Source organism: Sagittula salina (assembly GCF_017813235.1).
Taxonomy (GTDB): Bacteria; Pseudomonadota; Alphaproteobacteria; order Rhodobacterales; family Rhodobacteraceae; genus Sagittula; species Sagittula salina.
Window position 1 is genome coordinate 64,000 of record NZ_JAGISH010000018.1, and the last position, 10,381, is coordinate 74,380.

A 10,381-nucleotide genomic window follows, 5' to 3' on the forward strand; every position below is an offset into this window, starting at 1 on the left:
CCAGGATGGCAATTCTCATCACCAGCGAGACGAAGGTCGTCGTGCAGGGCCTTTCGGGGCGTATCGGGCAGTTCCACGCCCAGGAGATGATCGAATACGGCACGAAGGTCGTGGCGGGCGTCACTCCCGGCAAGGGCGGTGGCACCGTTCTCAACCGCCCCGTCTTTAACACGGTGCGCGAGGCGGTGGAGGAGACGGGAGCGACGGCATCGCTGCTGTTCGTGCCGCCGCCCTTCGCGGCCGATGCGATGATGGAGGCGGCGGAGGCGGGTATCCGCACCGCAGTCTGCGTCACCGACGGCATTCCCGCGCAGGACATGATGCGGGTAAAGCGTTTCCTCCGGCGCTACCCGCGCGAGAAGAAAATGCAACTGATCGGGCCGAACTGCGCGGGCATCATCTCGCCCGGGCAGGGGTTCATGGGGATCATGCCGCCGCATATCTACAAGCCCGGCCGGGTGGGTATCATCGGCCGTTCCGGCACGCTGGGCTACGAGGCGGCGAGCCAGATGCAGGCGCTGGGAATCGGCATTTCGTCGTCGATCGGCATTGGTGGCGACCCGATCAACGGGTCTTCGTTCCGGGATATACTCGAACTGTTCGAAAACGACCCGGAGACCGACGCCGTTCTGATGATCGGCGAGATCGGAGGTCCGCAGGAGGCGGAGGCTGCGGCCTACGTCCGCGACCACATGACCAAACCGGTCGCCGCCTATATCGCGGGCCTTGCCGCGCCGAAGGGCCGCAAGATGGGGCACGCGGGCGCGATCATCTCGGCCTTCGGCGAGAGCGCGCAGGAAAAGGTGGACCTGCTGTCCTCCGTCGGCATCACCGTGGCCCCGAACCCCTCCGCCATGGGCGACACCGTGGCGCGGATGCTGGCCGAGAAGCTGGGTCAGGCGGAGACTGAAAAGGTCGGGGCATGAGCGCCGCATCCCTGATGGAGCCCGATTACACGGCTTGGATCGGGCGGACCGAAACCCGCGAGGGAGGCGTCACGCCCAACCTCGCGGGGATGCTGGATGCCGCCGTGGGGCACGACCTGTCGCAGGTCCGCGATGTGTCGCCGGGGATGGTGCTGCCGAGCCTCTGGCACTGGGTGGCCTTCCCCGAATTCGTCCCCATGAGCGATCTGGGCGAGGATGGCCACCCGGCGCTGGGCGGCTTCCTGCCGCCGCTGCCGTTCCGGCGGCGCATGTGGGCGGGCGGCGACGTGCGGTTCAACGGCCGCTTCCGCGTGGGCGAGCGGCTTGTGAAGGTTTCCACCATCCGCGCGGTCACGATGAAGGAAGGTGCCACCGGCAAGATGGCCTTTGTCACCGTCGACCATGTGACGACCGGCGATCAGGGCGGCGTGGTGGAGGAGGAGCAGAACATCGTCTACCTCGACATCCCCAGGTCCTTCCGCCCGCCAAAGCAGATCTCCGTGCCGGAGCGGCTGGCCTACGACGAGCGCGTGCCGATGAACGAGGTGCGGCTCTTCCGCTTCTCGGCGGCGACCTACAACGCGCACCGCATCCACTACGATCTGCCCTACGCCCAGGAGGTGGAGAAATACCCGGCGCTGGTCGTGCATGGACCAATGCAGGCCACCATGGCGATCGAGGCGGCGGAGCGGCACACGGGCTGTGCGCCTGCGCGGTTCAGTTACCGCGTCGTGCACCCGATGTTCCACGATTCCGACATGCGGCTGGTTGGCGCGCTGGACCCTGCGGGCGGTGCGATCGAGATCGGCACCGCAACCTTCGAGGATTACCTCGGGCTGAAGGCCCGGATGGAATGGAAGACGGGCTGAACGCCCTGTGGGAGTGGACAACATGAGTATCCTGACGGGAATGCGCGTGGTCGAAAGTTCGGCCTTTGTCGCCGTGCCGCTGGCGGGCATGACGCTGGCGCAGATGGGGGCGGACGTGATCCGCTTCGACCTGCCGCAGGGCGGTATGGACGCAAAGCGCTGGCCTGTGACGCGGGACGGACAAAGCCTGTTCTGGGCCGGAATGAACAAGGGCAAGCGGTCGGTCGCGCTGGACGTCAAATCTCCGCGCGGCCGCGAGATCGCGCAGGAGATCATCTGCGCCCCCGGACCGGACGCGGGCCTCTTCATCACCAACCTCGCTGTGAAGGGCTGGACCGATTACGAGACGCTTTCCGCCCGGCGCAAGGATCTGTGCATGGTGCAACTGAGGGGCGACCGCAACGGGCGCCCTGCTGTGGACTATACGGTCAACCCCGCGCTGGGTTTTCCGACAGCCACGGGGCCGAAGGGGTCGCAGGAACCCGTCAGCCACGTGCTGCCCGCATGGGACTGCATCGCGGGCAACATGGTCGTATCCGGCCTGTTGGCGGCGGAACGGCACCGCCTGCGTACAAAGGCGGGTCAGTTCGTCGACCTGACGCTGAAGGACGCGGCAGCGGCCATGCTGGGCAACCTCGGCATCATCGGAGAGGTGCAGGTCAACGGCCAGTCGCGCGAGAAGCACGGTAACGCGCTGTACGGGGCCTACGGGCAGGACTTCGTCACCGCCGACGGCCGCCGCGTCATGGTGATCGCCCTGACGGCCCGCCAGTGGAAGAACCTGATGCGCGTGACCGGCACCGAGGTGGACATGGCCTACCTCGCCGGGCAACTGGGGCGCGATCTGATGCAGGAAGGCGCCCGCTGGCAGAGCCGTCATGAGATCACCAAGGTGCTGGCGCCATGGTTCGCCGCGCGCAGGCTGACGGACTTCGCCTCCGATTTCGACCGCGCAGGCGTGACGTGGTCGGTGTTCCGCTCCTTCGCAGAGGCGCTGGCGGAGGATCCCGATCTTTCGACCGAGAACCCGATGTTCCGGGAGATGGATCAACCGGGGATCGGACGGTATCTGGTGCCGGGCACTCCCTTCACCTTTGACGGTTTCGGCCGCGATGCGCCCCGCCCGGCGCCGGTGCTGGGGCAGCACACCGAAGAAGTTCTGGCAGAAGTCGCGCGGCTGTCCTCCGGCGAAATCGGAAAACTGATGGACGCGGGCGTGGCCATGCAGGGGGCGGGCAGCCTGCGGCTGGCATCATAAGCTGACGGTATACACCGTGGCAAACCCTGCACCGCCGTGGTGTCGGAAACCGGCAAGGAGCGCCCCCGCTCCTCGCCGGTTTCCTTTCGGTTCAGGCGACCGCGCGCGGGGCGTCGGTCTTTAGGTTGGCATTGACTACCACCATGGCCATGGCCGCCTCGGCGGCCTCCCGGCCCTTGCCGACGAAATGCGCCCGGTAAAAATCCTCGTGCTCGGACTTCGGCTGGAAATGGTGCGGCGTCAGAGAGACGGAGAACACCGGCACGCCGGTCTTCAGCCCGGCCTCCATCAGGCCGGACACGACGGCCTGAGCGACGAAGTCGTGGCGGTAGATGCCGCCATCGACCACCAGCGCAGCACAGGCAATACCGTTGTAGCGCCCCGTCGCGGCCAGCGTCTGCGCCAGCAGTGGCATCTCGAAGGCGCCGGGAACGTCGAAGGCTTCGACCGTCGCATCGGGTGCCAGTTCCGCGATCCGCGCGCGGAACCCGTCATAGGCGCGGTCGACGATATCCGCGTGCCAGCGGGCCTTGATAAAGGCGAAGGTGGGGGATTTTGTCATCACTCTGGTCCTTTCTCATGACAAGATCCCAGAGCATTCCAAAGACTGCCCTCCGACTGCCGGATGACGACCTGAGTTCTCTTCCATCCGGACTGTGACCGTCGGCCCCGGAATTCCACCGGTGTCTGCTGACCCCCCGGTTTCTGGCCGGGGGCGCTCGCGGGCTGTAACCGCCGGTGGGGAATTCCACCCCGCCCTGAGAATGCGCCTGTGTTAGCCATCCCGCGCTTCCCGGTCAATCCGGCCGCGCCATCCCAGGCCCGTGCGCCAGGGTCGCACGGACACGCCCCTGTCTGCTATTCTTGGTCCAAATACTTCCGGGGGCGCAGCCCGTGTGCGGGGCGACGTGTCAACGGAGATCAGGCGGAGGTCCCGACTTTCCGTACCACCTCCGAAATCCGGCGGAACTGCGCGTCCATGGGCGAGGATTTGCGCCAGACCATGCCGATGGTGCGCTTTGGCTGCGGTTCCGCAAAGCGTGCGACGGAGACCGGGGCCGACCCCGCCTCCACCCGCACGGCCATCTCCGGGATCAGGGTCACGCCCAACCCCACGCCTACCATCTGCACCAGCGTCGTCAGCGACGATCCGTCCAGCCCGTCGCGCGGCACGGCCGATCCCGTGCGGCAGAACGACAACGCCTGATCACGGAAGCAGTGACCTTCTTCCAACAGCAGCAGGCGCATCTGCGCCAGCGTCTCGCCATCGGGCACCGGTTTCTCCGCGTCCTCCTTGGGCCGGACGAAGACGAAGGATTCGTCGAACAGTGGGACTTCCGTCAGCGAGGGTTCGGAGATCGGCAGGGCGAGGATCGCGGCATCAATGCGCGCCTCCTGCAATTCTTCCACCAGCCGGGGCGTCAGGGTTTCGCGCACCTGCACGGCGAGGTCGGGAAGCTCCAGCGCCATATGGCCGATCAGGCGCGGCAGCAGGTAGGGCGCGATGGTGGGAATGATGCCCAGCCGCAGCCTCTCCATCATTGAGCCGCGCGCCGAGCGGGCGAAATCGCCCAACTCGTCCACTTGTCTCAGGACGCCCTGCACCCGCGCCAGCACAGTTTCCCCGAAGGCCGTGAGCCGCACCTGGCGGGGGCCGCGCTCGACCAGCGGCTGGCCCAGTTCTGCCTCCAGTTCGCGAATCTGCACGGACAACGCCGGTTGCGAAATCGAACAGGCGCTGGCGGCCTGGCCGAAGTGCCTGTGCTGGGCCAGCGCCTCGAAGTAGCGCAGCTGTTTGAGGGTAACATTTATCATAGGCTAAAATTATCGCAGCCATGATAACTTTCAACTTAAATGTATTGGCGAGCCGAGTTAGAAAGATTCCAGACTGACGGACGAGGAGACGGGGGCGCCCCCCTGCGGGCAACCCTGCCAAAGCAGGACCTGAGCCTGCGCGGTACGCGACCGGCACAACAGAATTCCGAATGACCCCGGTGACTCTCCGTCACGCGGGAAATGACGACCATGACCTGAGGGAGACCTGACATGGATGGTAATGCACTGGGCAAATGCCCGATTCACGGCGCGACGAACTTTACCGTGCGCGGCAACCGCGACTGGTGGCCGAACCAGCTGAACCTTGGCATCCTGCATCAGCACGCGCCGGCATCGAACCCGATGAGCGAGGGCTTTGACTACGGCGAAGCGTTCAAGAAGCTCGACTTGAAGGCGGTCAAGCAGGACCTGACCGCGCTGATGACCGACAGCCAGGACTGGTGGCCGGCGGACTACGGCCACTACGGACCCTTCATGATCCGCATGGCGTGGCACTCGGCGGGCACCTACCGCACGGCGGACGGCCGTGGCGGCGCATCGACCGGGCAGCAGCGTTTCGCGCCGCTGAACTCCTGGCCGGATAACGGCAACCTCGACAAGGCCCGCCGCCTGCTGTGGCCGATCAAGAAAAAGTACGGCAACTCCCTGTCCTGGGCCGACCTCTTCGTGCTGGCGGGCAACGTGGCGATCGAATCGATGGGCGGCCGGACATTTGGTTTCGGAGGCGGTCGTGCCGATACGTGGCAGCCGGAGGAAGACGTCTACTGGGGTTCCGAGGCCGAATGGCTGGCAACCTCCGACAAGGAGAACTCGCGCTACTCTGGCGAGCGCGAGCTGGAGAATTCCCTCGCCGCCGTTCAGATGGGCCTGATCTACGTGAACCCCGAAGGCCCGGACGGCAACCCCGACCCGCTGGCCTCCGCACGTGACATCCGCGACACCTTTGCCCGCATGGCGATGAATGACGAGGAAACCGTCGCGCTGACCGCTGGCGGCCACACCTTCGGCAAGGCACACGGCGCGGGCGATGCCTCGCTCGTTGGCGCAGAGCCTGAAGCGGGCGAGATGGAGGCGATGGGCTTCGGCTGGGCCTCCACGCACGAAACCGGCTTGGGCAAGTTCACCATCACCTCCGGCATCGAAGGCCCGTGGACCGCGAACCCGATCAAGTGGGACAACGGCTACTTCGACCTGCTGTTCGGCTACGAGTGGGAGCTGACAAAGTCCCCGGCCGGCGCATGGCAGTGGACGCCGAAGGACCTCAAGGAAGAGGACTTTGCCCCGCAGGTGGACGGCTCGGGCGAGCGCGTGAAACCGATGATGACCACCGCCGACATGGCGATGCGCATGGACCCCTCCTACGAAAAGATCTCGCGCCGGTTCCACGAGAACCCCGCAGAGTTCGCCGAAGCCTTTGCCCGCGCGTGGTTCAAGCTGACCCACCGCGACATGGGTCCGAAGTGCCTTTACCTCGGGCCGGAAGTCCCGGAAGAAGACCTGATCTGGCAGGACCCGCTGCCTGCGGCGGACTACCCGCAGATCGATTCCGCCGATGTGGAGACCCTGAAGGCGAAGATCCTGGACAGCGGCCTGACCGTGCAGGAACTGGTCTACACCGCGTGGTCTTCGGCCGCGACGTTCCGTGGGTCGGACAAGCGCGGCGGCGCCAACGGTGCCCGCATCCGCTTTGCCCCGCAGAAGGACTGGGAGGCGAACCAGCCGGAGCAACTGAGCAAGGTGCTGGGCGTTCTGGAAGGCATCAAGGCGGAGTTCGACGCGCAAGGCGCGAAGAAGGTCAGCCTTGCCGACCTGATCGTGCTGGGCGGCACGGCGGCGGTCGAAAAGGCCGCGCGCGCCGGTGGTCACGCCGTCGACGTGCCCTTCACCCCGGGTCGCGTGGACGCCACCGAGGAGATGACCGACAAGGAGTCCTTTGAGCCGCTGAAGCCGGAGGCGGACGGTTTCCGCAACTACTCCAGCCAGCAGTTCAGCATCTCCGCCGAGGAAATGCTGGTCGACAAGGCGCAGCTTCTGGGCCTGTCGGCACCGGAGATGACCGTGCTGGTCGGCGGTATGCGCAGCCTCGGCGCCAACTACGGCGGCACCACCCACGGCATGTTCGATGGTGACTACGGCGTGCTCGACACGAAGTTCTTCGAGGGAATCACCGACATGACGGTGCAGTGGGCCCCGGTCGAAGGCCAGGAAGGCGTCTACAAGGCGACCAACCGCACCGACGGCGGTGACCGCTGGACCGGTACGCGGGTCGATCTGGTCTTTGGCTCCAACAGCCAGCTGCGTGCCCTGTCGGAGGTATACGCCCAGAACGACAACAAACAGAAGTTCGTGAAGGACTTCGCCGCCGCCTGGACCAAGGTGATGAACGCCGACCGTTTCGACGTCGCATAAGCGGTCTCCGGACCCGTAAACGGAAGGCCCCCTTCGCGGGGGCCTTTCGCGTTTCAGAGGGTTGGATCAGGGGCCGGGGTCAGCAGCACTTCGGGAAGGCGGCCAGCGCGAGGCGGGCCTTTTCCTCCGATGTCATGCCCGGTTTTGGGTCCGGGGCGTCTGTGGATGCGGGGGCGCGCAGCCAGTCAAGCAGTCGTTTCATTGCGTTCCTCCCTGAGCCGCGCCTCCGTCGCCCGCCAGCGGACGATCTCCGCCAGCACCGACAGGGCGATCTCGTGCGGGTCGATGCCGCCAAGGTCGAGGCCTGCTGGCGCTTTCAGCCTTTGCGCCTGCGTGGGATCGTCGAGTTTCGCCACCAGCGCCGTGGCCTTGCGGCCCGAGGCCACCATGGAAACGCGCCGCGCGGGGCTGTCCAGAGCGGCCTTCAGAGCGGCCAGATCGCCCGCCCCCTGCGTGGCGATCACGACGAAGTCCTGCGGGCGCAGCGCATGGTCTTCGAGCGTGACATCAAGCGGTGTACCCTCCATCCCCAGTTCGGGCGCACAGGCGAGGCGGAACCCGGCCAGCAGCGCGTGCTGCGCAATGGCACGCGCGATGGGCGTCTTGCCATAGAGCGCGATCATCGGCGGCAGTTCGTAGGGTTCGATCAGCAGGTCGACCGTGCCACCGGAGGGGCATCCGGAGCGAAACACCTGCGCCCCGTCCTCGGTCAGGTCCACGACCTTCGACGAGGGTTTGACGCGGATCATCGCGGTCTCCCCGCTTCGGATGGCGGTCTGTGCGGCCTTGCGGACGGCACGGGTGACGCACCCGCCGCCCAAATGCCCGGTAATCGTGCCATCCTCCGCGATGGCAGCCTTCGCCCCCGCCTTGGCCGAAGTCACGTCCGCGGTGCGCACCACGGTGGCGACGCAAAAGGGCCGCCCGCTGGTGCGCAGGCTGGCGATGGTGTCGAAAATGTCGAACTTGCTCATGGGCGGTCTCTCAAAGTCGGGCGAATTCGGGTTCGAGCTGTGCAAGCGCGTCCAGGGTGTTTGCTGGGAGATGCGCGTCGAGATGGGGCAGAGCAGCGGTCATGGCGGCATTCACCGGCGCGTAGTCGCGCCAGCCCATGAGCGGGTTCAGCCAGACGATGCGGCGGGTCTTCTTGCCCAGCCGCTCCAGCGCCGCCGCCAGCCGTTCGGGCGATCCGGTACAGTAGCCGTCCGAGAGGATCAGCACCAGCGTGCGCCCGGTCAGAGCGTGGCGGTGCTGTTCCACCAGCGTCGTGAGCGCCCCGCCGATGTCGGTACCGCCGCCGAAGCCTTCGGCCATGAGGCTGAGCCGCGTCGCGGCGCGCAGGGAATCATGGTCGCGCAGGGCCTGCGTCACCCGCATCAAACGGGTGTGAAACAGGTAGGCATCGGCGCTGGTGTCGGCATCCAGCAGGCCCTTGAGGAAGGCGAGGAAGACGCGCGCGTAGACGGTCATCGACCCGGACACGTCGCAAAGCGCCACGATCCGCAGGGGGCGCGTCGGCCGCGTGCGGCGCGGCAGGTCAAAGGGCTCCCCCTGTGCGACCATGCCCCGCAGCGTGCGCCGCAGGTCGATCACCCGCCCGTTCGCGGAGCGCTTCAACCGCCGGGACCGCCGGTCGCGGATCGCCCGAGCCAGCGCCCGCGCCGCATGTTCCGCCTCGCGCAGCGATACCTCGTCCATGAGGTCGCGCAAGTCGCGCTTTGACAGGTTGGCCGTGCGCGTGGCGATCAGACGCCCGTCGCTGCCCTCGGCCTCGCCTTCACCCGCGCCGGGGGTGGCGTCATCGGACCCGGTCTCCTCCGCCGGACCGCCCAGATGCTGTGTCCACAGCGTAGGCCGTGCCGACTGGGTGCGGACATGCGCGTGGGCCTGACCCTGCCGGATGCGCCCGGCGTTGAACCAATAGGCGTCAAAAAGACCGTCGAACCCGCGCCATTGCTCCGCATCGCCCGCCAGCAGAACCTTCAACGCCCGCCGTGCGTCTTCCGGATCTAGCGCCTCGACATGGGTCAGAGCCGCCAGTGCCGCCTCGGTTTCTGTCGGGCCGACGGCGATGCCGTTCAGCCGCAGGTGCGCCATGAATCCCGCCATGCGGCGCGCCAGCCTGGCCCGCTCCGGGAACCGCGTCGCTCGCATTACGCCACCTTTCCGACAATGCGCGCGAATACTTCGGTCGGGCAGGCGTCGCGGTCGGCGGCGGTCTTGAGAAGGCAGACAAGTGTCGCCTGCAACGCCGCCGGATCGTCGGACAGATCGTTCACTCCGAGCCCCGAAAGAGCCGCTGCCCAGTCCAGCATCTCCGCCACGCCGGGCTGCTTCTCCAGCTCCTCGCGGCGCAGCGCCTGCACGACGCCAACGATCTGTCGCGCCAGCCGCGCTTCGATCCCCGGTGCGCGCGACTGCAGGATCGCCCGCTCGGTCTCCCGGTCGGGGAAATCGACATAGACATACAGACATCGCCGCCGCAGAGCATCCGACAGATCGCGCGTGCCGTTGGCCGTCAGGATCACCACCGGCCGGGTCGTCGCCGTCACCGTCCCCATCTCGGGAATGGTGATCTGATATTCCGACAGGATCTCCAGCAGGTATGCCTCGAACTCCATGTCCGCGCGGTCGATTTCATCGATCAGCAGGACCGGCGCCACCTCCTGAGAGATCGCCTCCAGCAGCGGCCGCCTCAAAAGGTATTTCTCCGAAAACAGCGTCTCCTCCGTCGCCGCCTCGGCCCGGATCGCCAGCAACTGCCGCTGGTAGTTCCACTCGTAGATCGCATGGGCCGCGTCCAGCCCCTCGTAGCACTGCAAGCGGATCAGCCGGGTTTTCAGTACCTCCGAAAGCGCCCGCGCGATCTCTGTCTTGCCGACCCCGGCCGGGCCTTCCAGTAGCAGCGGGCGTCCCAGCGCCAGCGCCAGATGCAGTGCCATGGCCAGCGTCTCATCCGCCACGTAGCCAACACCGGAAAGCGCGCGCTTCAGTTCCGCTCGGTTCATCGGTCCATTCTTCTTTGGTTCAGAAATACCTCGGAGGGGGTCCGGGGGAGGCAGAGCCTCCCCCGGACGGGGGGG

At 66.6% G+C, this 10,381-nt stretch carries 10 protein-coding genes and 1 riboswitch; of the genes, 4 read left to right on the plus strand and 6 right to left on the minus strand.

The genetic code is table 11. The annotated features are described in order from the left end of the window. Positions 1 to 5 precede the first annotated feature (5 nt). From sucD to J5474_RS20745, 3 genes are read left to right on the plus strand one after another with little or no spacing between them, the layout of a single operon-like run. Positions 6 to 926: a succinate--CoA ligase subunit alpha gene (sucD, locus tag J5474_RS20735; RefSeq protein WP_209363675.1), complete on the plus strand. Its 921-nt coding sequence runs from the start codon at positions 6 to 8 to the stop codon at positions 924 to 926. After that, positions 923 to 1,795: an HTD2 family dehydratase gene (locus J5474_RS20740; protein WP_209363677.1), complete on the plus strand. Its 873-nt coding sequence runs from the start codon at positions 923 to 925 to the stop codon at positions 1,793 to 1,795. The genes sucD and J5474_RS20740 overlap by 4 nt, the downstream gene beginning before the upstream one ends. A 22-nt stretch (positions 1,796 to 1,817) precedes the next feature. Beyond that, positions 1,818 to 3,053, plus strand: coding sequence for a CoA transferase (locus tag J5474_RS20745; protein ID WP_209363678.1), 1,236 nt, complete (start codon positions 1,818 to 1,820; stop codon positions 3,051 to 3,053). 91 nt (positions 3,054 to 3,144) lie between these two features. On the opposite strand, the gene J5474_RS20750 is transcribed toward J5474_RS20745, so the two are convergent. Both J5474_RS20750 and J5474_RS20755 read right to left on the minus strand, forming a co-directional pair. Beyond that, positions 3,145 to 3,615, minus strand: a complete 471-nt coding sequence (locus J5474_RS20750) for a 6,7-dimethyl-8-ribityllumazine synthase (protein WP_209363679.1) — start codon at positions 3,613 to 3,615, stop codon at positions 3,145 to 3,147. A 71-nt stretch (positions 3,616 to 3,686) separates the two neighbouring features. Beyond that, a riboswitch (FMN riboswitch) is annotated at positions 3,687 to 3,823 on the minus strand. A 151-nt stretch (positions 3,824 to 3,974) separates the two neighbouring features. Then, the gene (locus J5474_RS20755; RefSeq protein WP_209363680.1) at positions 3,975 to 4,868 is read right to left on the minus strand and encodes a hydrogen peroxide-inducible genes activator; all 894 of its coding nucleotides are present in this window, start codon (positions 4,866 to 4,868) and stop codon (positions 3,975 to 3,977) included. A 231-nt stretch (positions 4,869 to 5,099) separates the two neighbouring features. Between J5474_RS20755 and katG the strand changes: the two genes are divergently transcribed. Next, a complete protein-coding gene (gene katG / locus J5474_RS20760; protein WP_209363681.1) occupies positions 5,100 to 7,298 on the plus strand; it encodes a catalase/peroxidase HPI in 2,199 nt (732 codons plus the stop codon). Between the two features lie 79 nt (positions 7,299 to 7,377). Here the strand turns inward: katG and J5474_RS23040 are convergent, their stop codons facing one another. From J5474_RS23040 to J5474_RS20775, 4 genes are read right to left on the minus strand one after another with little or no spacing between them, the layout of a single operon-like run. Beyond that, the gene (locus tag J5474_RS23040; protein ID WP_280842539.1) at positions 7,378 to 7,500 is read right to left on the minus strand and encodes a hypothetical protein; all 123 of its coding nucleotides are present in this window, start codon (positions 7,498 to 7,500) and stop codon (positions 7,378 to 7,380) included. Further along, positions 7,484 to 8,272, minus strand: coding sequence for an XdhC family protein (locus J5474_RS20765; protein ID WP_209363683.1), 789 nt, complete (start codon positions 8,270 to 8,272; stop codon positions 7,484 to 7,486). Before J5474_RS20765 ends, J5474_RS23040 begins: the two co-directional genes overlap by 17 nt. Positions 8,273 to 8,282: 10 nt before the next feature. Beyond that, the gene (locus J5474_RS20770) at positions 8,283 to 9,452 is read right to left on the minus strand and encodes a vWA domain-containing protein (RefSeq protein WP_209363685.1); all 1,170 of its coding nucleotides are present in this window, start codon (positions 9,450 to 9,452) and stop codon (positions 8,283 to 8,285) included. Then, on the minus strand, positions 9,452 to 10,306 hold the full coding sequence (locus J5474_RS20775; RefSeq protein WP_209363687.1) for an AAA family ATPase: 855 nt from the start codon (positions 10,304 to 10,306) through the stop codon (positions 9,452 to 9,454). The genes J5474_RS20770 and J5474_RS20775 overlap by 1 nt, the downstream gene beginning before the upstream one ends. Positions 10,307 to 10,381: the final 75 nt, after the last annotated feature.